Below are 25,455 nucleotides of genomic sequence, written 5' to 3'. Positions count from 1 at the left end.
CATTCATGAATATTTTAGAAGCAGCACAAACAGCGGCCTTGCCTGCCCGCTATCAGGAAATGACAACAGCCGAAATGGAAGCGCGCGTCCGCGAGATTAAAGAAAGCTTCGGCAAAACATTGTTTATCCCGGGGCACCACTATCAGAAGGATGAAGTCATGCAGTTCTCTGATGCTGCAGGAGATTCCCTGCAGCTTGCACAGGTGGCGGCCGGCAATAAGGATGCAAAATACATTGTGTTTTGCGGGGTACACTTTATGGCGGAGACTGCCGACATTTTAACAAGCGATGAGCAGGTGGTGGTGCTGCCGGATATGCGTGCCGGCTGCTCCATGGCAGATATGGCGGATATCGCGCAGACAGAACGGGCTTGGACGAAGCTGCAGGAGCTGTTTGGCGACACCATTCTGCCGCTGACTTACGTGAACTCAACAGCTGCGATTAAGGCTTTCTGCGGCCGGAATGGCGGAGCGACTGTCACTTCCTCCAACGCAAAGCCGATGGTGGCCTGGGCCTTTACACAAAAGGAGCGGATTCTATTCTTGCCGGACCAGCATTTGGGCCGTAATACAGCGTATGACTTGGGTGTGCCGCTTGAGCAGATGGCCGTATGGGATCCGCATACAGATACGCTGCAGCATGAAGGGCCCCTGGAGGACATCCGTGTGATTCTGTGGAAAGGGCACTGCTCTGTTCATGAAAACTTTACGGTGAAGAATATTGAATATGTCCGCAAAACGCACCCGGAGATGAACATCCTTGTACACCCGGAATGCAGCCGGGAAGTAGTGGCCGCTTCGGACTATGCCGGTTCCACCAAATACATTATTGATAGGATTGAACAGGCTCCATCAGGCAGCCAATGGGCCATCGGCACAGAAATGAACCTGGTGAAGCGGATGATTGCCGGGCATCCGGATAAACATATCATTTCGCTCAATCCGTATATGTGCCCTTGTCTCACCATGAACCGCATCGACCTGCCGCACCTCTTGTGGGCGCTGGAGTCACTGGAGCAGGGACAGGAAGTGAATGTAATCCGTGTGCCGCAGGATGTGGCAGCAGAGGCAATGCTGGCGTTGGAACGGATGCTGGCGCGCGCGTAAAAGCAGGGGATTCCTCTGCTTTTTTTGCTTTTTGCGGCAAGCTTCCGTTACCATTGGGAGTATAACGAGAAAAGGAGAGAACGATATGAATGATGGAAAATACCGGCAGCATATTAAGGCGGGAATGGAGGTGGATATCATCCTGAAGCAAGACCAGCGCACAGGGAAGACAACGCGGGGGATTGTGAAGGATTTGCTCACGAACTCTGCTTTTCATCCGCATGGCATCAAGGTGCGGCTGAGCAACGGACAGGTAGGAAGAGTAGCGGCCATTGTAAGGGCGGAAGCCTGAGGAAGCCGAGGCGGCCAAGCTTGAATTTTTGTACATAAAACCCTTCCCGGACGCATAGATTGTGTTGAAGCCAACATGGTGCCCAACCTTTCGTTTCATGATAGAGGAGTGCTACAGGAGGGGGAAAAAGTGAAAATTCATATTGCCCAAAAGGGAGACAGTCTGCACAAGATTGCTTCCAAATATGGCGTCAGCACCGATCAATTGAAAACCGCCAACAGCCAGCTGAGCAACCCGGATTTAATTATGCCCGGCATGAAAATCAAGGTGCCGTCTGCCGGTTCAGCGATAAAGAAAAGCAGTGTCGCCGGAGCAGGCTCTCGGCCGCCAAAGGAATATGTTAAGGAAGTACAGGTGAAGGAGCCGGCATCGGAGCCGCAGAACCTTGGGGTGACCGAAGAAGAAGAGCCGGTGCCGCAGGCCGAGACGGTAACGGACCAGCCGGCTGGCCAACAGCCAACGATGCAGCAGCCGTCAAAGGAGTACCAAATGCCGGCAGCGCAGCAGCCGCAGAAGGAAATACAGATGACGGCCCCTGCGCAAAAAGAAGTGCCGATTATGCAGGCGCCGTCGAAGGAAATCCCTGTTGTCCCGGCCCCGGCTGCTCCGGAAGCGGCGAAGCCGCCGGCTCCAACGAAGGACACTTCCAAGTTTTCTGTGAATATTCTGCCGCAGCCGCCAAAGCCGCCTGCCAAGGGCTTTAATGTCGCGAATGAGTTTAAGGTGGGCGCAGCGGACAACAAACCGGAGAAGGCCGCCTTCACCTTGCCTGCTGCTTCCAAAGCAAACACTGAAAAACCTGCTGAGAAGCCGAATAACAACTTTAACTTTGTTGCACCTGCAGCCGAACAGAAGCCGGCAGCGGATCAAGGAATGCCATCCTTCACAGCTCCTATCGCGGCGAAGCCGGCGCCTGAGCTCGTGTCGCCGGCAGCTGAGAAGCCGAATATGGCAGCCCCGCTTGCCGCGCAGCCGAATGCGATGGTCGCACCTGCTGCAGGCAAGGAGGGGACAACAGCACCGGCTGTGAATGCACCGCTTCCGCCTGCAACGAACATGCCGAACCTGTTCCCGACAGCGGACCAGCCGATGAATATACCGCAGGTGCCGCCGGCCATGAATCCGCCGGTGAATATGCCAAATCTGTTCCCTGCGGCTGACCAATCCTTGCTGAACCCAATGGCAAACCAGATGCCGCAGGTGTCGCCGGCTATGGAACAACCGTCCTTTGCCAACAATGCACCTGTGCCGGGCTACGGCAGCCAGGAAGCTCCTATGATGATGCCAAGCTACGGAGGTCAGGAGGTGCCTGTGGTCATGCCGGCTTATGATAACAGCCTCATGTACGGGCAGCCTCCATACGCACCGCAGCCATATCCGGCCTACCAGCAGCCAATGCCGTATATGCCGCAGCCATACCCGGCCTATCAGCAGCCGATGCCGTATATGCCACAGCCATATCCGGCCTACCAGCAGCCAATGCCGTATATGCCGCAGCCATATCCGGCCTATCAGCAGCCGTACCAGCAAGAGACATATCCAGCAGCCGTGCAGGGAGCTTACATGCAGCCGGAGTCCTCTTCCTTCATGATGCCAAACCATCAAGGGCCTTACGAATCATCCTCCCTGCAAATGCCGGGCGCAGCCAACAACGCGCCGTTTGCGCCATATGCACAGGACGATTGCGGCTGTGATGAGCCGCCGGCTTATGTGCCGCAGCCAACCTTGTATGCCCCGCAGCCGGGCGGCATGTACGGGCAGCCGTATTATCCGACTTATCCGCAGGCCGCCTATTATCAGTCCATGCCATATGTTCCATATGCCCCGCAGCCGGGAGCTCCGTATTACCGGCCTGAGCAGGCTTCCATGTTTGGGGTGCCAAGCGTTGAAGAAGACGAGGATTGATGAATATGACAAAGGCGATGCTCTTGCAGATCGCCTTTTTTTCTTCTTGCGACAGCAGGGGCTGCCGATTGAGAAGGTAAGCCGGATCCGGCCGGCTGTATTTAAAGTGTACAGCCCGGATACAGCCTATATTATAAAAAGATATGATTACGCAAAAATGGAACAGCAACGCTCATTTTTGCAGGCTCTGCAGCGAACCGGCTTTCGGCAAACCGCCTATTTGCAGCTGTTTCCCGGGGGCGGGCATTCCCTGCCGTTTGCGCAGAGCCATTGGCTGTTGTATGAATACCTGGAGCATCAAGAAGCATTCAGCTTTGAGACGGCAGAAAACCGCCGGGAGGCACTGAACCTGCTGGACGGCTATCACCAGGCAGCCCGGCTGCTGCCTGCCTCGCTGCGCCCGTATGTGCCAATGCTGCCTTGGCTGGAAAAGTGGACGGCGCGCACAGAACGGTTTCGCCGCTGCGCCCCCCTCATTTCCAGCCACATAGGCCGGGAGAGGACAGAGGCCTTTCTAGATTGGGCTGACCATTCGCTTCGTCAGCTGCGCCTGCTGCCGCTTCACACAGAGCTGCACAGCTATTTGCACGGTGATCTCATAGAGCATAATTTTATTAAAGGGAGCAGTCTTTCCTTAATCGACTTTGACTGTGTCAGTGTGGGCCCGGTTGTGTATGACTACATCAAATATAGTGTATGCATTCTTCCTTCCCTTCATTGGTCGCATGAGGAGCTGCGCACGTACATGCAGCCGTACTGGGACAGCGAGGCTTTTTGGGCGGGCTTGCTGTTCCCAAGCGATATTCTGCGGGAGTGGGATTATTTTCTGTCCCTGCCGGTCCCGCAGCAACCGGTGTTCCGGGACCGGCTTGTTGCTTTTACCCTGCATCAATACGATGCTAGAGCCGCATTTGCAGCTGCTGTGCAAGAAGCGGCGAGTCAATAACTTACAGTTTAAAAAGCCCCCCGCTTAGTCAAGCTAAGATGGAGCATCCCTGATGAGGGTGCCATCCAAGAGGGGGGTCTTTGTATTGAATCATAAGCTTAAGGTGCTCGCAACGTCATGCTTGGTGTTTGGGGCTTTAACAGCTTGTAATACAAACAAAGATAGCGCTATGGAGATCCAACGCGACCGTCAAATTCATCAGCAGCAGTCTGAGAATATGACGAACCGCACAGATATGATGCGCAACACGTCCATGCAGCGCGCGCGTGATACAGTTCCCAATACAACGTACAATGGCAGCAGCTTTGCACGTAATACGGACCGCAACGGGCGCGATACTGTCCAGGTCCGCAACCGGGATTTAATGCGCGATGTGTCTACGAATAGAGGCGGCAGCTATACAGGCAAAAATGCCACAGAGCACGCAGCCGACAGCGACCGCACCTCCTATTGGGGCTATACGAATTTCCCGCGTTCCTACGGTTATGCGGGCCGTCCGGACGTGGCGGACATACCATATACAGATATGTCCAATGTTTCTGTCCGCGGAACAGACCGTACGGACCGCTCTGAGTATCGCCGCATTACCGGGCGCAATGGCACTTCGGGTGTCACGGGATTCTACCGCACTTCCGGGGCAAATCCGGAATATGTGAACTATGGCTATACAAACGGCCGTTACCACGGACAAGATGCCAACGACCGCACCCGCAGCATAAATATGCGCACGCGCGATGTAAATAACAATCGCGGCATGAATGATTTGACCGGCTACGGTACAGCCGGCACTTACGGCACGGTTCAGACTGGATATGGGGCAGGCGCAGGTGCAGGTGTCACAGGCATGGGCAGCTATTCTGCCGCAGACCGCTACAGCACACCTGATGTGCATAATATGAATCGTGTGTCCTACCAGAATGAACAGAAAACGGACCATTACGGAAACGTAAAATATTCCAAAATCAACCAGAAGATCAAACAGGCGCGCCGTAACAATGCTGATGCCGGCTACGGCTATTATGGCAGCCAAAACTACCATGGCCAAACAACGGATACCTCGTATCCGACACGCAATGTCACCATGAACGGATATAATGTGAATGGCGACGGCGCCGTGACGGAGAAAATTGAAAACCGTGTAGGCCGGATGAACAATGTTGACCGCGTGGCCGCGCTCACATACGGAAACGATGTTCTCGTTGCCGTGAAGCCGGCGCAGGATACTTCAGCGGCGACCGGTACGCTGGAGGATGATGTCCGCCGCACAGTCGCGCCGTATACAAATGGCCGCAACGTCCATGTAACCGTCACAAAAACAATGTTTGACCGTGTGAAGAGCATGAGTGACCGCATGCAGAACGGTTCCATGACAAACCGGATGAACAAAGATATGAATGATTTATTCCAAACGCTGCGTGCGGATTATAATAAGACCAATCGATAAATAGAGGCTGGCCCGCAGGAACCAGCCTCCGGAAGTCAGGGATGTCTGCCTTTCGGAGCGCTGCCCGGACTTGCGGGCGGCTTTTTTGTTTGGCATTTTTTCTGTGGGCTGGACGAGCCGGCTTTGCTTTTCAGTGGTGTCCAGCTGCAGCAGCCAGCCATCTGCCAGTGAGAACCTGCCCCCCATATAAAGGCAAAAAGCGCCTTTTAGGTGCCAGAACCTCCCTTCTGGGAGCCGGGCGAGGCCCCTCCGCTTTTCTTGGATAAAGTCCTTGTTTTTGGTAAAGCTAAGCTTGTCAAAATGCGATAGGCGAGGCATTTTTCCTAAATGAGGTGACTCCAATGCGACTAGTGAAGCAGGTTCTATGGGCGGTTTGTCTTCTGATCTTCTATTGGTTCTTCATACAGGCGCCGGCTGCGGCAGCTCCTGTTCAAATGTATGCTTCTCCATCGGACCCGCGTGTAACAGTGGTGATGCAGCGGATGTATTTGGATGGAGAAGTGAGTGAAGAGATTCTGATGAGGCCACCCGCAACCCTTGAAAAGTTTCTTTGGCAGCATCGGGATTGGCAGGTTGTGGACCGGGATGATATGCAAATCGTGCTGCAAAAGCGGGTGGATGACATCTCGCCGCTTTTAAAGTCAGGCGGGTATTTCGGAGTTTCCAAGAAGGGGATGCTGCAGCTGTTTCGCGGCAAACCGGGGGATCATGAGGCCATTCATTCCTTCTTTCAAATTGATATCAGGAAGCTCAAGAGTGACCGGCGCAGGGAACTGCGGCATGGCATTCGGGTGCAGACGAAGGAGAAATATGTGAAGGTGCTGCAGGAGCTGAAGCACTATTCTGTGGAGAAGGACTAGCGGGGATGCTGGTCTTTTTTCTATGGAGAAGGTATAGAACGTTTGTGCGGAATTTCTTGTTCTCTTTGTACTTTTTCCGGCAACTTATGCTAAAATGAAGGGTACGATTGCAAAAGGAGAGAGTGCGAGTTGCTTGAATATATTACAGGAACCGTTGATTATGTTGGGCCGGAATATGTAGTGCTGGACCATAACGGCATGGGATATCAAATCTTTACGCCAAATCCATATGTGTTCAAGCGAAGCGACCAGCAAATCCGCATTTATACGTATCAGTATGTAAGAGAGGACATTCTGGCGCTTTACGGCTTTGGGACCCGCCAGGAACGCGCTTTGTTCATGAAGCTACTGAGTGTGTCGGGCATCGGGCCGAAGGGGGCCTTGGCCATTTTGGCGGCAGGCCGGACAGATCAGCTTGTGCAGGCGATTGAAGAGGAAAATGAGAAATTTTTGGTAAAGTTCCCGGGAGTCGGCAAGAAAACAGCCCGGCAAATGATGCTGGATTTAAAAGGAAAGCTGGCCGATGTAGTGCCGGATGCCTTTCCGGATCTGTTCTCTGATGCCTCCCATTTTGAAGAGAAGCAGCCGAATGAACTGGACGATGCACTGGAGGCGTTGCAAGCATTAGGCTACGCTGAGCGGGAGATTGCCCGCATCGTGCCGGATTTGCAGCAGGAAGCATTATCAGCTGATCAATACATCCGGAAAGCGCTGCAGCTTTTGCTGCACGGAAAGAGGTGAGAGGATGGAGGAGCGTCTCGTTTCCGGCGCCTCCGCGCAGGAGGATGCGGAGTTTGAGTATTCGCTGCGGCCGCAAACACTGCGGCAATACATCGGGCAGGACAAGGTAAAGCACAATCTGGAGGTGTTCATCGAGGCAGCCAAGCTGCGGGAGGAAACGCTGGATCACGTGCTCCTGTATGGTCCGCCGGGATTAGGGAAAACGACTTTGGCCAATATTATAGCTAACGAAATGGGTGTGGAAATGCGGGCTACATCAGGGCCTGCCATCGAGCGCCCGGGTGATTTGGCCGCGGTGCTGACAGCCCTCCAGCCGGGGGATGTGCTGTTCATTGATGAAATTCACCGGCTGCCGCGGACAGTGGAAGAGGTGCTGTATCCGGCCATGGAGGATTTCTGCCTTGATATTGTCATCGGCAAGGGCCCGACAGCGCGTTCCGTCCGTTTGGATTTGCCGCCGTTTACCTTAGTCGGCGCGACGACGCGCGCAGGCTCTCTGTCGGCACCGCTGCGCGACCGCTTTGGCGTATTGTCGCGTCTGGAGTATTATACAATGGAGCAGCTGACGCAAATCGTCACACGCACAGCGGATGTGCTCGGGGTGGAAATCGCGCCGCAGGCGGCTGTGGAAACCGCCCGGCGCTCCCGGGGCACGCCGCGCATTGCCAACCGGCTGCTGCGGCGGGTACGTGATTTTGCCCAGGTGCGCGGAAATGGCCGGATTGACCTGGAGATTGCAAAAACGGCGCTGGAGCTGCTGCAGGTCGACCAGCTTGGCTTGGACCATATTGACCATAAGCTGCTGCTGGGCATTATCGAGAAATTCCGCGGCGGTCCGGCGGGGCTGGAAACAGTGGCCGCAACCATTGGCGAGGAGGCCCAGACGATTGAGGATGTATATGAGCCGTACCTGCTGCAAATTGGATTTCTGCAGCGGACGCCGCGCGGCCGGATTGTGACCCCGCTCGCTTATGAGCATTTCGGGCTGGAGGTGCCAAAGGCGTGATGGATTTCTCAAGGCTGTTTCTTACACTGGGCCTGTTGTTTCTTGTGATTGGACTGGTTTGGCGGTTTGTAGGCAAGCTGCCGGGTGATATTCTCATCAAAAAGGGGAATGTCACCTTTTACTTTCCGGTCGTCACGTCCATATTAATAAGTATCATTCTATCAGTTGTGCTGTATATTCTAGGAAAGCTGAAGTAGGTGGAAGCATGGATATTAACTTATTTGATTTTCATTTGCCGGAGGAGCTGATTGCCCAGGTGCCGCTTGCGGACCGGCAAAGCTCCCGTTTGATGGTGCTGCACCGGACAACCGGCGAAGTGGAGCATAAGCGTTTTTCTGATGTATTGTCTTATCTGCGTCCGGGGGATTGCCTCGTGCTGAACGAAACAAAGGTCATGCCGGCCCGTCTTCATGGCGTCAAAGAGGACACAGGGGCGCACATTGAAGTGCTGCTCTTGAAGCAGGAGGCAGGCGACCGTTGGGACACGCTGGTCAAGCCGGCCAAGCGTATCAAAGAAGGAAGTGTCATTGTGTTCGGCGAGGGGAAGCTGAAGGCGGTCTGTATTGCGACGGGGGAGCAGGGCGGCCGGACACTGGAGTTCTCATATGAAGGCATTTTTTATGAAATCTTGGATGAACTCGGTGAAATGCCATTGCCTCCTTACATTAAGGAAACGCTGGAGGACCGCGATCGGTATCAGACGGTATACGCAAAGGAAGTCGGCTCCGCGGCAGCGCCTACAGCCGGTCTGCACTTCACGGAAGAGCTGCTGGAGCAAATTCAGGCAAAAGGAGTGCAGTTGGCCTTTGTCACCCTGCACGTCGGCCTTGGCACCTTCCGTCCGGTTTCCGCGGAAAACATCGAAGAGCATGAGATGCATTCGGAATATTATTACATGTCCGAGGAGACTGCAGCCCTGCTGAACCGGACAAAGCAGGAGGGCGGCCGCATCATTACGGTCGGCACAACGTCCACCCGTACGGTCGAAACCATTGCAAGCGAGTATAACGGGGAGTTCCGCGCAGCATCCGGCTGGACGAGCATTTTCATCTATCCCGGCTATGAGTTCAAAGCGATTGACGGGCTGATTACGAACTTCCACTTGCCAAAGTCTTCGCTGATCATGCTGATCAGCGCGCTTGCCGGCCGCGAGAATGTGCTCCGCGCCTATGAGACGGCTGTACAGGAGCGGTATCGCTTCTTCAGCTTTGGCGATGCCATGTTCATTATCTAATGCAGCGGGCCAGCTTCACCGGCTGGCTTGCTGCCAGGGAGAACCCTGCCCTATAAAAGGCGAAACACGCCCAAGATGGCCGGGATCTCCCTTCTGCAAACTGGCTGAGCCAGTTCAGCTTTTCAAAGAGAGGAGCCTGCATAATGGCAGCAATCACATATGAGTTCATTAAAAAATGTAAGCAAACAGGGGCGCGCCTTGGACGCGTGCATACCCCGCACGGATCCTTTGACACGCCGACTTTTATGCCCGTCGGCACCTTGGCGACAGTAAAGACGATGGCGCCTGAAGAACTGAAGGAAATGAATGCCGGCATCATTTTAAGCAATACATACCACCTCTGGCTGCGTCCGGGTCACGAAATCGTACGTGAGGCAGGCGGTTTGCATAAATTCATGAACTGGGACCGCGCCATCCTGACAGACTCCGGCGGTTTCCAGGTGTTCAGCCTGAGCGATTTCCGCCGCATTGAAGAGGAAGGCGTGCATTTCCGCAACCACTTAAATGGCGATAAGCTGTTTCTGTCTCCGGAAGGAGCAATGGAAATTCAAAATGCGCTGGGCTCTGACATTATGATGGCCTTTGACGAGTGTCCGCCATTCCCGGCCACACACGAGTATATGAAAAAGTCCGTGGAGCGTACAAGCCGTTGGGCGGAGCGCTGTCTGAAGGCGCATCAGCGCCCGCATGACCAAGGCCTGTTCGGCATCGTGCAGGGCGGCGAGTTCGAAGACCTGCGGCGCCAGAGTGCCAAGGACTTAATTTCCCTGGACTTCCCGGGCTATGCTGTCGGCGGTTTGTCTGTGGGTGAACCGAAGGATGTCATGAACCGGGTGCTGGACTTCACAACGCCGCTGCTGCCGGAGAACAAGCCGCGTTATCTGATGGGTGTCGGCTCACCAGACTCCTTAATTGACGGGGCCATCCGCGGCATCGATATGTTTGACTGTGTGCTGCCGACGCGCATTGCACGCAACGGTACATGCATGACGAGCCAGGGCCGTGTTGTGATTAAAAATGCACAATATGCCCGCGATTTCGGGCCGTTGGATCCGAATTGCGACTGCTATACGTGCCGTAATTACTCCCGCGCGTATATCCGCCATTTAATTAAGTGCGATGAAACGTTCGGAATTCGTTTGACATCTTATCATAATCTGCATTTTCTGTTAAAATTGATGGAGCAGGTACGTGAGGCAATCCGGGAAGACCGCCTTGGCGATTTCCGGGAGGAATTCTTTGAGCAATATGGCTTCAACAAACCGAATGCCCGCAATTTCTGACAAAGAGGCCCTGTCCGTTTACGGGACAGGCAGCGAATCTGCTGTAAAATGATTATTGAATAAAAGGAGGCTATACACATGAATTCATTCTTGGTGAATGTATTGCCATTGATTGTCATGTTCGCAATTTTCTACTTCCTGCTCATCCGCCCGCAGCAAAAGCGTCAGCGCAGCGTGGCACAAATGCAGAGCGGGCTGAAGAAGGGCGATCACATTGTGACAATCGGCGGCTTGCATGGCATTGTTGATTCTATTTCCGACACAACCATTGTGCTGAAGGGCAGCGACGGTTCCCGTCTGACATTTGACCGCAGCGCCATCCGTGAAGTAAAGAAAGAAGTGCAATAAGCATAAAAAAGCCCGGTGGATGCCGGGCTTTTTTATGCTTTATTCGCCATATTCACCCCGAAGATGCCGCCAATCATACTCGCAGCCAACAGTCCGAGGTGATAAATCATGTGATCCTGTGAAAGCCCTTGGGAGTAACCAAGATAGTTCACTAAAAAGACCAAAAAGGAAAACAGGACTCCGGTTGTGCCGCCGGCAAGCCAGCCCTTCATCTTAGCCTTTACGCCGGAAATGAACCCGGCAGCAAGTGTGGAGCATAAAGCAAGAATAAAGAGAACAACCGTCATGGTCTTATCGCTTATATTGGTTGCCATCAGCAGGAGCGCCATGAGCAGGCTTGCCGCTGAAGCCAGTACTACAACAGTGCCAAGGCCAAACAGCACAGCTGTTGTGAAGCGTCTTGTATTTGTCATGCTTATCCCCCCTTCTATACAAGCATATTTCCCGAGAAAACAAGTTAGACTAGTTTTGCACAGTTCGGCATCATACTTCTTTCACATCCGGATACACTAACGGGTGCGGAAAGGAGAGGGACCATTGGAGTTTCTGGAATCAGTTGCCCGGACGGCTCTGTTATACATTGTGATTTTGGTTATTTTTCGGCTGATGGGCAAGCGGGAGATCGGCGAACTGAGCGTGTTGGATTTGGTTGTCTTTATTATGATTGGAGAAATGGCGGTCATGGCAATCGAGGACATGAATACGCCCATATGGAAGCAGGTTGTGCCGATGGCTTCTTTAATGGCAATTCAAGTCGGATTGGCTTTCGTTTCGTTAAAGAGCAAACGAATAAGCAGATTGCTGGACGGCCATGCGGTTATCCTGGTTGACAACGGAAAAATAAAGGAGCAGGAAATGCGGAAGCAGCGGTACAACTTTGACGACCTGCTGACACAGATGCGGGAGCAGGGGGTTGCAGATATCCGGGATGTGGCTTATGCCATCCTGGAGCCGTCGGGAAAGCTCTCTGTCTTTCAGCAAACAGCAAAGAGCAGCCAGGCGCAGGACCCGCAGTTTTCACTGCCTTTAATTTTAGATGGCGTCATCCAGTCCGAGCACTTGGAAATGATGGGGAAAACAAATCTATGGCTGCGCCAGAGCCTGCGGAAGCTTGGATATCAGCATGTGAAGCAGATCTCCTATTGCAGCTTTCAGAACGGGGAATTTTTTGTGGACCTCGAGGATAAATAAAGAGCAGCCGCAGGGGCTGCTCTTATTTCGTAATAAGCCTGCGGAACAAGGGCAGCCGCTTCAGTTCCTCCCGGCGAATAAGGCGGAACAGGATGAGCAGGATGCCGTACAGTACGGTGGTGGCTGTGATGCCGGCAAGCGTCTGGGTGCCGAGAGAGGAAGAAAACACGACATGCTCTCTGCAATAGTATCCCGCGGCTCCGGCAATGAAGATTGCCAATGAGCCGTATATATATTCGCGGGCGTAAATGGTAAAGGTGATGCGCTTCAGGACAGTTGCATAATGCAGCAGTGTCACTGTCACCAGGCCTGCCGCAATGGCAAGGGCAACCCCCATGATTTGGAACTCGGTGCGGGAGGCAAGTACAAAAATAACCGCCACCTTCACTGCAGAACCGATTAAGCTGTTCACCATGGCCGCCTTTGCCATATCCAAGGCCTGCAGCACCGAAGTCAGCGGCCCTTGAAAATAGTAGAAGATAAAGCAAGGTGCAAGCAGATGGATAAACCCCGCTGCCTCATCTGTGTGATACATGAGCTTCATGATGGGAGAAGCAAATATATACAGGACGACAACGGACCAGCCACCTGAGATAAATGAGAGGCGCAGGGCCTGCTGCAGCCGGTATTCCACAGTGCGGTGATGCTGCTTCGCCGCCGCCTCGCTGACGGAAGGAACAAGCGAAGTGGACAGGGCGTACGTAATAAAGGACGGGAGAAACAAAAGCGGCAGGGCATAGCCTGTCAGCAAACCGTACTGCCTGGTGGCAACGGCTGCTGTAACGCCTGCTATGGCCAAGCTCTGCGCTACCACAATCGGTTCGACGAAGTAGGCGACAGAGCCGATAAACCGGCTGCCGGTTGTCGGCAGGGCAGTGGCCATCAGTGATTTGAAAGTGCCCCACCCTGTTCTTGCGGTCTGAAGGAATTGCGGCCGAATGGACACATGCTTGTCGCGTTGAAACATGATGAACATGTACAGCAGGGAAGCCAGTTCTCCCAAAACAGCAGAAATCATGGCGCCGGCAGCCGCGTATTCAATCCCATACGGCAGCAGGGCCCGAATGCAGACTGCAATCATCGTGATGCGTACAACCTGCTCAATCACCTGGGCGACAGAGCTTGGCTTCATATTTTGCCGCCCTTGGAAATAGCCGCGCAGCACACTTGATACGGCGATAATCGGCACCACCGGCAGAATGGCAATCAGCGGATAATAAGTGCGCGAATCTGTCAGCATCGTCTTTGCCAGAATCGGCGCGAGCACAATAAAAGCGGCTGTGAAGATGACGCTCAGTGTCAGGGTGACCGTGAGGGATACGGTCAGGATGCTCTTCACCTTCTTGCGGTCGCCGACAGCTTCCGCCTCCGCCACCAGCTTGGCGATAGCCACCGGCAGCCCAAGCTGTGTAACCGTAATGGCAAGAATGAAGGTCGGAACAGCCATCATGTACAGACCGACGCCTTCACTTCCGAGTATACGGGCCATGACGATGCGGTTGATGAACCCCAGAATTCGTGTAATCAAGCCGGCGATGATCAAGATAAAGGTGCCGCGCAGAAAGCTTTGCTTCGTCATTTCCTTTCCCACCTTCTCAAAACAAGCAGAATGATTTACAATCATGTATATGCGGCCATAATGGCCAAGCATGACAAGGTATATGTGTACAAGTGTTTTTTTGCCGTCTGTTCTTGCAGCCAAAAAGATACTTGTGTGCATATACCTCTCACGTGACGATGAAGCAAACAGCAAAGGGGGGAAAGAAAGATGGAAGAGCATGTCCATGCAGTGGATGCGTACCGGGAACAGCTGCAGCCTGTCCTGGCGAGCAAGGCGGAGGAGTTTCAGATTCTTGGCTATGACAATGCCACAATTCAAGAGGTCTGGGATTGCCTGAAGCAGAAAAAATGGAAGCGTTTGAAGGGTGAGCTTTTGCTGCACAGGCTGGTCAATGACGTCCTGACACTGTCAACTCATGACTACATGATGTACTTGACCATGCAGGCCTATAAGGAACCGCTGGGGTCCTTTGAGGAATATGAAAACAAGTGACGATTTGACATGCATTCCAGCCAGTACATATAATGGTTTCGTAGTATAGAAGGAGGCAAATGACAGGGATGGTAAAACGAAGCAGACTCGTTGCTTTCTTTCTGATTGTATTGCTCATTGGAGGAATCATCGGAGCGACGACAAACAAGGTGACGAAAGGCATTAATCTCGGCCTCGATTTACGGGGCGGTTTTGAAATTCTATATGAAGTGCATCCGGCGAAAAAGGGTGATAAAATTACCCGCGATGTGCTTGTAAGCACAGTGCATGCGCTCGAAAACCGGGTTAACGTGCTCGGGGTCAGCGAACCGAACATTCAAATTGAAGGAACAGACCGGATTCGCGTACAGCTGGCAGGTGTGCAAGACCAGTCCAAAGCCCGTGAAATTCTTTCCACGCAGGCGAAGCTGACCTTCCGCGATGTGAATGACAACATCCTGATGGATGGCACAGATCTGAAGCAAAACGGCGCGAAGCAGACCTTTGACGAGCAGGGCCGCCCAAGTGTCGGCTTGGCGCTGAAGAGCGCCGATAAATTCAGTGCTGTTACAAAAAAGGTTATGGATATGGGGGCGCCGAATAACCTGATGGTCATTTGGCTGGACTTTGAAGAAGGAAAGGATTCCTATAAGGCAGAGGCTGCGAAGGCAAAGCCGAAGTACTTGTCAGCGGCATCCGTCAACCAAGTATTCAATCAGGCGGATGTATCCATTGTGGGCGGCAATTTCACGGTGGAGAGCGCCAAGCAGCTTGCCAACCTGCTGAATGCGGGTGCGCTCCCGGTTGATTTGAAGGAAATGTACTCTACGTCTGTAGGGGCGAAGTTTGGTGAAACGGCACTGCAGAAAACAGTTCTTGCAGGCGCAATCGGAATTGCATTGATTTTCCTGTTCATGCTTGCGTGGTATCACCTGCCGGGTATTGTGGCAATCGTTATGCTGTGCCTGTATACATACATCACCCTTCTGATCTTTGATTGGATGGGGGCAGTCCTTACACTGCCGGGCATTGCCGCGCTTGTACTCGGCGTTGGTATCGCTGTTGATGCCAACATTATTACAGATGAGCGGTTTAAAGAGGAATTGAAGATCGGCAAATCTGTGATGGCTGCTTATCGTGCGGGCAACAAGCATTCCTTCCTGACAGTATTGGATGCGCACGTGACAACGCTGCTGGCGGCAGTTGTGCTGTTCATCTACGGGACAAGCTCTGTTAAGGGCTTTGCCACGAGCTTAATTATCAGCTTGGTGGTGGGCTTTGCCACAAACGTGGGGGGTACCCGTTTCCTGTTGGGCCTTTTGGTGAAAAGCCGCATGTTTGATAAGAAGCCGGAATGGTTTGGTGTCAAGAAGAAGGACATTATTCATATTTCCAAGGGCGTAGAGCGGGCGCCGACGAAATTTGACCGCATTGATTTTGTAAAGGTCGGCCGCCGATTTGTTGCTTTCTCCATTGCTGCAACGCTTGCCGGGGTGATTGCGCTGGCCACCATGGGCATGAATGTCGGCATTGACTTCTCCAGCGGGGCGCGCATTGATGTCAGCAGCAGCCAGGCAATTGATTTGGCCGAGCTGCGCAAGGATCTGGTTGCTGCCGGAGTGAAGGCCGATGAAATTAAAGATATCGTGCATACAGGCAGCGATAACAAGGGTGCTGCAATCCGCACGATTGGCGTCCTGTCCAAAGACGAAATCGCAACCCTGAAGAGCGCGGTGAAGCAGAAGTACGGCGCAGAGCCGAATGTCAGCACCGTATCGCCTACCATTGGCAAGGAGCTGGCCCGCAACGCATTCATTGCTGTCATGATTGCCTCTGTCGGCATCATTCTCTATGTCAGTCTGCGCTTCCGTTTTACCTATGCAGTATCTGCGGTTGTGGCGCTCCTGCATGATGCGTTCTTCATCATTGCAGTGTTCAGCCTGCTGCAGCTGGAGGTGGATATCACCTTCATCGCGGCTGTTCTGACAATCGTTGGCTATTCCATTAACGACTCCATCGTAACGTTTGACCGGAACCGCGAGCTGTATAAGGGCAGAAAGATCCGCACCCGCCAGGATTTGGAGGATGTTGTCAACATCAGTATCCGCGAGACGCTTACCCGCTCCATCAACACGGTTATGACCGTGCTGCTGCCGGTAATTGCGCTCCTGATTTTTGGCAGCGGATCGCTGCGCAACTTCTCAATCGCACTGCTGGTCGGCCTGATCGTAGGTACGTATTCTTCCATCTTCATCGCCTCCCAGCTCTGGCTGGCATTGGAAACGCGGCGCTTGAAGAAAGGGAAGGCAAAGCCGGCAACAGCTGTCACATCAGACGAACCGCAAGTATAAGCATCAGGACTTCCCCTTCGCAGGGAAGTCCCTTTTCATTTCCATAAATGCAGCCCGGATCCTCTGGATACAATAAAACATACTTGCGACAGAAGGAGGAGCCAATATGGAGAAGGATGCACGGTACAAAGAGGCGCAGCGGAGTGTTGTCATCAGCATTGCCGCAAATATATCGCTGTCGATCATCAAGGCAATTATTGGCTATTTCGGCAACAGCCGCGCCTTGCTGGCCGATGCCATGAACTCGGCGTCGGATGTGGGGGGATCCATTGCCATTTTTCTCGGGCTGCGTGCTGCCAAGCAGGCGCCTGATGAGGACCACCCGTACGGCCATGGCAAGGCGGAACCGGTTGCAGCTATGATTGTGGCTGTTTTAATGGCAATTGTCGGGCTGGAGACGGCTTCCTCCTCCATTCAGGCATTCAGGGAGGAGCTGGCGCCGCCTGAGGCTGTGGCTCTGATTGCAGTAGCTGTTGCCATTGTGGTAAAGGAGCTGCTGTTCCGTTATCAGTACAGCCTTGGCAAACGGATCCGTAGTGATGCTGTCATGGCCAATGCCCATGAACACCGTGCCGACGTGTTTGCTTCTTCCGCGGCACTGGTCGGCATCAGTGCCGCGCTGGCAGGCGGCTACTTTGGAATCGATTGGCTGTTATATGCGGATCCCGCAGCCGGCTTAGTTGTCGCTTTGCTCATTCTGCGTATGGCCTGGAAGGTGGGCAGCGAGGCGGCACATTCCACGCTCGATCATGTGATGCATGAGGAGGAGGCAGCCCCGATGCGCGAAAAGGCGTCCCGGGTGGCAGGTGTGAAGAGAATTGACTCCTTTTATGCAAGGGAGCATGGTTATTATGTGATTATTGATGTCAAGGTGTCTGTAGATCCGCACATCACGGTGGAAGCAGGGCACCGCATCGGCAAAAGGGTGAAGGAAGTGCTGATGGAAGAAGAGCATGTCCAGAATGTGTTCGTGCACATCAATCCCTACTTGCCGGCTGGATAAAGCCTTTCGTTGTCACTCTGAGACCAGTCTTGTATAATAAGAAGGTTAAAGGGGTGATTTCATTGCTGCAAGCGAAAACACGTTGGAAGCAAAAGCAAGGCGATGAAGAGAGCGTCCGGCAGTTATCCCGGGCTATCGGTGTAACGCCGCTTGTCGCTTCTCTGCTGCTCGGCAGAGGGTGGCGCACAGAAGAAGAAATTACAGCATTTTTATATAATGACCGGCAGACCTTCCACGATCCATATTTGCTGGAGCACATGGACCGGGCTGTCGAACGGATCCGCCGGGCCGTTGAAGGCGGAGAACAAATCCTGGTATATGGCGATTATGATGCGGACGGCGTCAGCAGCACCTCTGTGCTGCTGCTGGCGCTGCAGGAGCTGGGGGCAGATGCGGAGTTTTATATCCCGAATCGGTTCACGGAAGGCTACGGGCCGAATGCGGAAGCCTTCCGCTGGGCGCAGCGGGCAGGCTTCTCCCTCATCATTACGGTGGATACGGGGATTTCAGCGGTCAATGAGGCACAGCTGGCGAAGGATCTGGGCGTGGATCTCATCATTACAGATCACCATGAACCGCCGCCGCAGCTGCCGGAGGCCTACGCGATCATCCATCCGAAGCTGAGCCCGCGCTATCCATTCCATGAGCTGGCCGGTGTGGGCGTTGCTTTCAAGCTGGCGCATGCGCTGCTTGAGCGGGTGCCGGAGCATCTTTTGGATCTCGCGGTGCTTGGTACAGTGGCGGACCTGGTGGCCTTGCAGGACGAGAATCGTCTGCTTGTAAAACGCGGCTTGGAAAAGCTGCGGGCGACAAAGCGCCCCGGCTATCAGGCGTTGTTTAAAGTTGCGGATTTATCGCAAAAGGATTTAAATGAAGAGAGTGTGGGCTTTGCCATCGGTCCGCGCATCAATGCGGTAGGCCGGCTGGAGGATGCTGCGCCGGCTGTCCATCTGCTGTTGTCGGAAGACCCGGAGGAAGCATGGGAGCTGGCACAGGAAATTGACAGCCTGAATAAGCAGCGGCAGGAAATTGTGCAGCAAATTGCCGAGGAAGCCATTCGGGAAATTGAGCAGCACTATCCGCCGGAAACGAACAGGGTGCTGGTGGTTGCAAAAGAAGGCTGGAACGTCGGGGTCATCGGAATCGTCGCCTCCAAGCTGGTGGAGCGTTTTTACCGCCCGGCCATCGTGCTCGGCATTGACCGGGATAAAGGAATTGCAAAGGGCTCGGCCCGCAGTATTGAGGGCTTTGATCTGTTTGCCAATTTGTCCGATTGCCGTGATATCCTCCCGCATTTTGGCGGGCATACAATGGCGGCCGGCATGACCCTGCAGCTCGAGCATGTTGACGAGCTGCGCAGCCGGCTGAATGAGCTTGCGAAGCAGCTGACAGAAGAAGAGCTGACGCCTGTGACGCCGGTTGATGCCGTGTGCCGGGTGGAGGAGCTGACGCTGAAGGCGGCTGAAGAGCTGCAGCTGTTGGCGCCGTTTGGCATGGGCAATCCGAAGCCGCGCATTCAGGTGGAGAATGCCGCCGTGGAAAGCATTCGGCAAATCGGAGCGGACAGCACCCATCTAAAGCTGGTGCTGAAGGGCGAGGGAGCACGCTTGGATGTTGTCGGCTTTGGCTTCGGCTACCTGGCTGATGAAATTGCGCCTTCATCTGCTGTGTCCCTTGTCGGGGAGCTTGGCATCAACGAATGGAACAATCACCGCAAGCCGCAGCTGATGCTGCAGGATGCGGCGGTTCGGCAATGGCAGCTGTTTGACTGGCGCAGCGTGAAGGGACTGGCGCGGCAGCTGGCTTCCCTGCCGGCGGACAAGCTGAAGCTCGTCTGCTTTGAGGAAGAGACGGCGGTGAAGCTCGGATTGGCGGACTACCGGGTGCAGCTCGTGACAGCGGAGCAGATTGGGACAGGAGCTGTAAGCCTGGAAAATTCCTACACTGTGCTGCTGGATTTGCCCCCGTCCCTGCAGGCGCTGAAGGATGTCATGCAGTCCGGGTTTCCGGCCCGCATCTATACTGTATTCCATAGGGAGACAGAGCATTTATTCAGCACAATCCCGACGCGCGACCATTTCAAGTGGTATTACAGCTTCCTGCGGCAGCGCGGAACATTTTCGCTCACCGAACAGGGTGAGCAGCTGTGCCGGCATAAGGGCTGGTCGAAGGATACAGTAAATTTCATGACACAGGTGTTTTTTGAACTTGAATTTGTTACAATAAAAAATGGTGTGATTTACATGTCCCCTTCGATTCAAAAGCGCGATCTCACAGAATCGAAAACATACCGGGGCAAGTTTGAGCAATTGCAGCTGGAAAAGGAACTTGTGTACTCCTCGTATCCGCAGCTGCAAGCATGGCTTGACGGAATCCGAACCGGTGCTTATATACATGAGGAGGCTTAACATTAGCATGGATTTGAAAGAATTTATCGCCATCGTACCTGATTACCCGAAAGAAGGTATTCTATTTAAGGATATTACACCGTTGATGAACAACGGTGCAGCATACAAGGAAGCGACAGACCAAATTGTGGAATTTGCGAAGGACCTTGACATCGACCTCGTTGTCGGCCCGGAAGCACGCGGTTTCATCATTGGCTGCCCGGTTTCCTATGCGCTGGGGGTAGGCTTTGCTCCTGTGCGCAAGGAAGGCAAGCTGCCGCGCGAGGTTGTAAAGGTAAACTACGGCAAGGAATATGGCAAGGATATCCTGACGATTCACCAGGATGCGATTAAGCCGGGGCAGCGAATCCTTATCACGGACGACCTGCTGGCGACAGGCGGCACAATTGAAGCGACAATTCAGCTTGTAGAACAGCTGGGCGGCGTAGTTGCCGGTATCGCCTTCCTTGTAGAGCTTTCCTATCTGGATGGCAGAGAAAAGCTGGACGGTTACAACGTACTGACTTTAATGACTTATTAATTCATAGGATGAGCACCCGTTTAGGGTGCTCATTTTCCATACGTGAGGTTTTTCAATCTTTTTCGGGAAAAACAGTACCTTGTTTTTCAATTTGAACTGCGGCCGATATCATGTTAAAATAAATAATTATTCTTACTTAACAATTAAAATTTTTCTCTCTGGCAGAGATGTAAATAGACCTTGCTCACATCGGCAGAATCTGCAGATGTTATTTTATATTCAGACATAAAAGGTGGATTCCATGGCAAATGAACAAGTGCTGACGGCGGAACAGGTATTAGAGAAGGCGAGTCATTATCTAAAGGAAAATACAGAAATGGTGCGGCGGGCCTATGAATTTGCTCGGGAGGCGCACCGTGAGCAGTACCGGAAGTCAGGAGAACCGTACATTATCCACCCTATTCAGGTAGCAGGCATTCTCGTAGACTTGCGCATGGATCCGGCCACTGTATCAGCGGGCTTCCTGCACGATGTGGTAGAGGATACAGCTGTCACCCTGGAGGATATCGAACAGGCCTTTACAAAAGAGGTGGCCATGCTTGTGGATGGCGTCACAAAGCTTGGTAAAATCAAGTATAAATCGAAAGAAGAGCAGCAGGCGGAAAATCACCGGAAAATGTTTGTGGCAATGGCGCAGGACATCCGGGTCATCCTGATTAAGCTTGCGGATCGCCTGCATAACATGCGTACGCTGAAGCATTTGCCGCTGGAGAAGCAGCAGCGCATCGCGAATGAAACGCTGGAAATCTTCGCGCCGCTTGCGCACCGTCTCGGAATCAGCGCGATCAAATGGGAGCTGGAGGATACAGCCCTCCGCTATTTGAATCCGCAGCAGTATTATCGGATTGTAAATCTGATGAAGCGGAAGCGGGCCGAGCGTGAGGAATATCTCGGCAGTGTCATGAACGAGGTAAAGGAAAAGCTGAAGGACATGGCCATTACTGCGGAGCTTTCCGGACGGCCGAAGCATATTTACAGCATCTATCGGAAAATGGTGCTGCAAAACAAGCAGTTCAACGAAATCTATGATTTGCTGGCCGTGCGTATTGTGGTGAACAGCATTAAGGACTGCTATGCGGTTTTGGGGATTATTCATACATGCTGGAAGCCGATGCCGGGCCGCTTCAAGGATTATATCGCCATGCCGAAGGCGAATCTGTATCAATCGCTGCATACAACTGTCATCGGGCCAAAGGGAGACCCGCTTGAAGTGCAAATCCGCACCAAGAGCATGCATGAAGTGGCGGAGTTCGGGGTGGCGGCGCACTGGGCATACAAGGAAGGCAAGGACATCAACGAACAGGAAACGCTGGAGAAAAAGCTGACCTGGTTCCGCCAGATTCTGGAGTGGCAGAAGGATGCCTCCAATGCTGAAGAATTCATGGAATCCCTGAAGATCGACCTGTTCTCCGATATGGTGTTCGTGTTCACGCCAAAGGGCGATGTGATGGAGCTGCCGCTTGGATCGGTGCCGCTGGATTTTGCGTACCGCATCCACTCGGAAATCGGAAACAAGACGATCGGCGCCAAGGTCAACAGCAAGATGGTGCCGTTGGATTATAAGCTGAAGACCGGCGATATTGTCGAGATTTTGACCTCCAAGCATTCCTACGGGCCAAGCCAGGACTGGGTGAAGCTGGCGCAGACCTCCCATGCCAAAAATAAAATCCGCCAATTCTTCAAGAAGCAGCGCCGTGATGAGAACATCGAGAAGGGCCGCGAGCTTGTCGAGAAGGAATTGCGGGCGCTGGAATATGACCTGAAGGAAGTGCTGACCGCTGATAATCTGAAGCGTGTGGCAGAAAAATTCAATTTCGCCAACGAAGAGGATATGTACGCTGCGGTCGGCTATAACGGCATTACGGCTGCCCAGATCGCCACCAGGCTGACAGATAAATTCCGGAAGAAGCGTGAAGAGGAGAAGCTGCTTGCTGAGGCGATGAGCGAGGTGAAAAAGCAGCCGGCGCTGAAAATCCGCAAGCGCGACTCCGGCATTAAAGTGAGCGGGGTGGACAATCTGCTGATCCGCCTGTCACGCTGCTGCAACCCGGTGCCGGGTGATGATATCATCGGCTATATCACAAAGGGGCGCGGCGTGTCCATTCATCGGACTGATTGCGTGAATGTACTGGTGGAAGAAGCCCAGGACCGCCTCCTGCAGGTGGAGTGGGAGAACAATCCGGAAAAAGAAATTGAGTACAATGTGGATATTGAAATCTCTGGCTTTGACCGGCGCGGCCTGTTAAATGAGGTGCTGCAGGCGGTCAATGAGACCAAAACACATATCTCTGCGGTGTCCGGGCGCAGCGACCGCAATAAGATGGCGATGATTCATATGTCCATCTCCATCCAGAACGTCCATCATCTGCAAAAGGTTGTGGAACGGATTAAGCAGGTGCGCGATATTTATGCCGTCCGCCGGCTGATGCATTAAGGAGAAGAGTCTATGAGAGTAGTGGTACAACGAACGAGGGAAGCCTCCGTGACAGTGGAGGGGAAAGTGGTCGGACACATCCCGTCCGGGCTGCTGCTGCTGGTCGGCATCACGCACAGCGACACAGAAGCGGACGCCGCCTATGTGGCTGAGAAGGTGGCAAATCTCCGTATTTTTGAAGATGAACAGGGCAAGATGAATCATTCTGTATTGGACAGCGGAGGACAAATTCTATCCGTGTCGCAATTCACGTTATATGGAGACTGCCGCAAGGGGCGCCGCCCGAACTTCATGGAGGCGGCAAGACCGGAGTATGCCAGGGAAATCTACGAAATGTTCAATGATGAGCTGCGTAAGCAGGGGCTCCATGTGGAAATTGGAGAATTCGGCGCTATGATGGATGTGCGTCTGCTGAATGACGGACCTGTTACTTTAATCATTGAAAGCAAGCAATCCTCCTGATGGGGATTGCTTTTTTCATGTTCTCATGTATAAGCCCCGCCGGAGGATGGCAGACTAGCAAGAGGATAACATCACGGAAAGAGGGACAAGCCATGAGAATGAATGATCGAGGGCACTTTTCAACTGATGGGGCCAAGCAGCTGTTCAATGTGAGCTTTCATGATTTTGCAGAACGGGAACAGAACACAACCACTTTGGAGCTGGCTTCCGAGTTTGGCATCTCGCTGCAGGATGTAAAAAAGCTGAAACAGCATCTTGGGCGCCGCTAGAGGGCTTGACAACCGTCTGATACAAACGTATAGTAATAACAAATTCAAGTTTTCACAGGTACATATGGAAAAACCGATGATGGAGCAGAGTAGATGAGAGACACATGAACAGAGAGGAAGCGACATAGGCTGCAATCGCTTCTGCATGATGACTGATCGAAGGAACACTCCGTAGGTTTCGCTCTGAACGGCCGGGGGGTCCATTAGGAGCAGAACGCGTTCAGGCGTTACTGAAAAAGCGGAGGCGCAATGCCTCAATTAGGGTGGCACCACGGGTATCAAACTCTCGTCCCTACATTTTATGTAGGGATGGGAGTTTTTTTATTTGTCTAGAAATAGGAGGAGAACAAGCATGTCAATTCAAATCCCACGCGGGACGCAGGATATTCTTCCTGGCACGGTAGAGCTGTGGCAATACGTAGAGGCACAGGCGCGCGACATTTGCCGCCGTTACAATTATAAAGAGGTGCGCACGCCGATTTTTGAGCATACGGAGCTGTTTAAGCGCAGTGTCGGCGACACGACTGATATTGTCCAAAAGGAAATGTACTCCTTTAAGGACCGAGGCGACCGTGATCTGACGCTGCGTCCGGAAGGCACAGCGGCAGTTGTCCGCTCTTATGTTGAAAATAAAATGTTCGGTGACGCAGCGCAGCCGACAAAGCTGTATTATATCGGCCCTATGTTCCGCTATGAGCGACCACAATCCGGCCGTTACCGCCAATTCGTACAATTCGGCATTGAAGCGATCGGCAGCAGCGACCCGGCTGTGGATGCAGAGGTCATTGCACTGGCGGTGGATTACTACCGCAGTCTCGGCCTCAGCAAGATTAAGGTGGTCCTGAACAGTCTTGGCGACCCGGCAAGCCGGAAGGCGCACCGCGAAGCGCTGATCCAGCACTTTGAACCGCGCATCGAGGAGTTTTGCGGCGATTGCCAGAACCGTCTGCAGAAAAATCCGCTGCGCATCCTGGACTGCAAGAAGGACCGGAACCACGAATTAATGAAGACGGCGCCGTCCATCACGGAGTATTTAAACGAAGAGTCTCAGCGCTATTATGACAAGGTGCAGGAGCTGCTGGACATGATGGATATTCCGTTCGAGAAGGATTCAAACCTTGTGCGCGGATTGGACTATTATCAGCACACTGTGTTTGAAATCATGAGCGAAGCAGAAGGCTTCGGCGCAATTACCACGCTGAGCGGCGGCGGCCGATACAACGGTCTTGTGCAGGATATCGGCGGACCGGAGATGCCCGGCATCGGCTTTGCGATGAGTATTGAACGCTTGCTGCTTGCGCTGCAGGCAGAGGGTGTGACACTTCCGGTTGAAACCGGCTTGGACTGCTATGTAGTGGCGCTGGGCGACCGTGCGAAGGATTATGCGGCCAAGCTTGTGCATGAGCTTCGTTTGGCGGGCGCTTCTGCAGAAAAGGATTATTTGGACCGGAAAATCAAGGCCCAATTCAAGGCGGCGGACCGGGTGAATGCCCGTTATGTGGCCGTCCTGGGAGACGATGAGCTGGACCGCGGTGTAATCAATGTGAAGGATATGGCAACAGGGGAGCAGACAGAGGTTTCGCTAAGCGAAGCGGCAGCTTACATTACGAAAAAATAAGA

24 protein-coding genes and 1 other annotated feature are annotated in these 25,455 nt (G+C 53.2%); of the genes, 22 read left to right on the top strand and 2 right to left on the bottom strand.

Translation table 11 applies throughout. The features are described from left to right. The first annotated feature begins 5 nt into the window (after positions 1–5). The 12 genes from nadA to yajC all read left to right on the top strand — a co-directional run bounded on the left by nadA (position 6) and on the right by yajC (position 11,165). Positions 6–1,106, top strand: coding sequence for a quinolinate synthase NadA (nadA, locus tag NK662_RS01960; protein WP_254756807.1), 1,101 nt, complete (start codon positions 6–8; stop codon positions 1,104–1,106). 85 nt (positions 1,107–1,191) lie between these two features. Beyond that, positions 1,192–1,398, top strand: coding sequence for a YwbE family protein (locus NK662_RS01955; protein WP_254756805.1), 207 nt, complete (start codon positions 1,192–1,194; stop codon positions 1,396–1,398). 129 nt (positions 1,399–1,527) lie between these two features. Continuing rightward, positions 1,528–3,303, top strand: a complete 1,776-nt coding sequence (safA, locus tag NK662_RS01950; protein WP_254756803.1) for a SafA/ExsA family spore coat assembly protein — start codon at positions 1,528–1,530, stop codon at positions 3,301–3,303. Then, positions 3,284–4,249, top strand: coding sequence for an aminoglycoside phosphotransferase family protein (locus tag NK662_RS01945; RefSeq protein WP_254756801.1), 966 nt, complete (start codon positions 3,284–3,286; stop codon positions 4,247–4,249). Before safA ends, NK662_RS01945 begins: the two co-directional genes overlap by 20 nt. Positions 4,250–4,334: 85 nt before the next feature. Then, positions 4,335–5,693, top strand: coding sequence for a YhcN/YlaJ family sporulation lipoprotein (locus NK662_RS01940; protein WP_254756799.1), 1,359 nt, complete (start codon positions 4,335–4,337; stop codon positions 5,691–5,693). Positions 5,694–6,043: 350 nt separating this feature from the next. Next, positions 6,044–6,553 carry a BofC C-terminal domain-containing protein gene (locus NK662_RS01935; protein WP_368736048.1) on the top strand — a complete coding sequence of 170 codons (510 nt, stop codon included), beginning with the start codon at positions 6,044–6,046 and terminating at the stop codon, positions 6,551–6,553. A gap of 129 nt (positions 6,554–6,682) precedes the next feature. Beyond that, on the top strand, positions 6,683–7,294 hold the full coding sequence (gene ruvA, locus NK662_RS01930) for a Holliday junction branch migration protein RuvA (protein ID WP_254756797.1): 612 nt from the start codon (positions 6,683–6,685) through the stop codon (positions 7,292–7,294). A 4-nt stretch (positions 7,295–7,298) separates the two neighbouring features. After that, a complete protein-coding gene (gene ruvB, locus NK662_RS01925; RefSeq protein ID WP_254756795.1) occupies positions 7,299–8,300 on the top strand; it encodes a Holliday junction branch migration DNA helicase RuvB in 1,002 nt (333 codons plus the stop codon). Further along, complete coding sequence (locus NK662_RS01920) at positions 8,297–8,497, top strand: DUF2905 domain-containing protein (RefSeq protein ID WP_254756793.1); 201 nt, start codon at positions 8,297–8,299, stop codon at positions 8,495–8,497. Before ruvB ends, NK662_RS01920 begins: the two co-directional genes overlap by 4 nt. A gap of 8 nt (positions 8,498–8,505) precedes the next feature. Continuing rightward, the gene (gene queA / locus NK662_RS01915) at positions 8,506–9,534 is read left to right on the top strand and encodes a tRNA preQ1(34) S-adenosylmethionine ribosyltransferase-isomerase QueA (protein ID WP_254756791.1); all 1,029 of its coding nucleotides are present in this window, start codon (positions 8,506–8,508) and stop codon (positions 9,532–9,534) included. A gap of 143 nt (positions 9,535–9,677) precedes the next feature. Further along, complete coding sequence (tgt, locus tag NK662_RS01910; RefSeq protein WP_254756789.1) at positions 9,678–10,817, top strand: tRNA guanosine(34) transglycosylase Tgt; 1,140 nt, start codon at positions 9,678–9,680, stop codon at positions 10,815–10,817. A gap of 78 nt (positions 10,818–10,895) precedes the next feature. After that, positions 10,896–11,165, top strand: a complete 270-nt coding sequence (yajC, locus tag NK662_RS01905; protein ID WP_254756787.1) for a preprotein translocase subunit YajC — start codon at positions 10,896–10,898, stop codon at positions 11,163–11,165. A 32-nt stretch (positions 11,166–11,197) separates the two neighbouring features. Here yajC and NK662_RS01900 read toward each other — a convergent pair whose 3' ends face one another. Continuing rightward, a complete protein-coding gene (locus tag NK662_RS01900; protein ID WP_254756785.1) occupies positions 11,198–11,578 on the bottom strand; it encodes a TIGR04086 family membrane protein in 381 nt (126 codons plus the stop codon). 124 nt (positions 11,579–11,702) lie between these two features. Between NK662_RS01900 and NK662_RS01895 the strand changes: the two genes are divergently transcribed. After that, a complete protein-coding gene (locus NK662_RS01895) occupies positions 11,703–12,356 on the top strand; it encodes a DUF421 domain-containing protein (protein WP_254756783.1) in 654 nt (217 codons plus the stop codon). A gap of 22 nt (positions 12,357–12,378) precedes the next feature. Here the strand turns inward: NK662_RS01895 and spoVB are convergent, their stop codons facing one another. Continuing rightward, positions 12,379–13,935, bottom strand: a complete 1,557-nt coding sequence (gene spoVB / locus NK662_RS01890) for a stage V sporulation protein B (RefSeq protein ID WP_254756781.1) — start codon at positions 13,933–13,935, stop codon at positions 12,379–12,381. A gap of 189 nt (positions 13,936–14,124) precedes the next feature. Between spoVB and NK662_RS01885 the strand changes: the two genes are divergently transcribed. The 9 genes from NK662_RS01885 (at position 14,125) to hisS (ending at position 25,453) form a co-directional block, all read left to right on the top strand. Beyond that, positions 14,125–14,409 carry a post-transcriptional regulator gene (locus NK662_RS01885; protein WP_254756779.1) on the top strand — a complete coding sequence of 95 codons (285 nt, stop codon included), beginning with the start codon at positions 14,125–14,127 and terminating at the stop codon, positions 14,407–14,409. Positions 14,410–14,477: 68 nt separating this feature from the next. Further along, positions 14,478–16,739 (top strand): protein translocase subunit SecDF, encoded by a 2,262-nt coding sequence (secDF, locus tag NK662_RS01880; protein ID WP_254756777.1) that lies wholly within the window; start codon positions 14,478–14,480, stop codon positions 16,737–16,739. A gap of 106 nt (positions 16,740–16,845) precedes the next feature. Continuing rightward, the gene (locus NK662_RS01875; RefSeq protein WP_254756775.1) at positions 16,846–17,742 is read left to right on the top strand and encodes a cation diffusion facilitator family transporter; all 897 of its coding nucleotides are present in this window, start codon (positions 16,846–16,848) and stop codon (positions 17,740–17,742) included. Positions 17,743–17,804: 62 nt separating this feature from the next. Next, positions 17,805–20,150, top strand: coding sequence for a single-stranded-DNA-specific exonuclease RecJ (recJ, locus tag NK662_RS01870; RefSeq protein WP_254757427.1), 2,346 nt, complete (start codon positions 17,805–17,807; stop codon positions 20,148–20,150). A gap of 7 nt (positions 20,151–20,157) precedes the next feature. Then, positions 20,158–20,670, top strand: coding sequence for an adenine phosphoribosyltransferase (locus NK662_RS01865; RefSeq protein WP_254756773.1), 513 nt, complete (start codon positions 20,158–20,160; stop codon positions 20,668–20,670). A 241-nt stretch (positions 20,671–20,911) separates the two neighbouring features. Further along, positions 20,912–23,104 (top strand): RelA/SpoT family protein, encoded by a 2,193-nt coding sequence (locus NK662_RS01860; RefSeq protein WP_254756771.1) that lies wholly within the window; start codon positions 20,912–20,914, stop codon positions 23,102–23,104. Between the two features lie 12 nt (positions 23,105–23,116). After that, positions 23,117–23,566 (top strand): D-aminoacyl-tRNA deacylase, encoded by a 450-nt coding sequence (gene dtd / locus NK662_RS01855; RefSeq protein WP_254756769.1) that lies wholly within the window; start codon positions 23,117–23,119, stop codon positions 23,564–23,566. Positions 23,567–23,658: 92 nt separating this feature from the next. Then, positions 23,659–23,835 (top strand): hypothetical protein, encoded by a 177-nt coding sequence (locus tag NK662_RS01850; RefSeq protein WP_254756767.1) that lies wholly within the window; start codon positions 23,659–23,661, stop codon positions 23,833–23,835. 67 nt (positions 23,836–23,902) lie between these two features. Beyond that, positions 23,903–24,132: a binding site (T-box leader), on the top strand. 55 nt (positions 24,133–24,187) lie between these two features. Further along, positions 24,188–25,453 (top strand): histidine--tRNA ligase, encoded by a 1,266-nt coding sequence (gene hisS, locus NK662_RS01845; protein WP_254756765.1) that lies wholly within the window; start codon positions 24,188–24,190, stop codon positions 25,451–25,453. Positions 25,454–25,455 lie beyond the last annotated feature (2 nt).

It is taken from the genome of Ectobacillus ponti (assembly GCF_024294785.1).
GTDB lineage: Bacteria > Bacillota > Bacilli > Bacillales > Bacillaceae_G > Ectobacillus > Ectobacillus ponti.
Note: the sequence above shows the minus strand (reverse complement) of the source record. Positions and strands in the feature narration are given on the sequence as shown.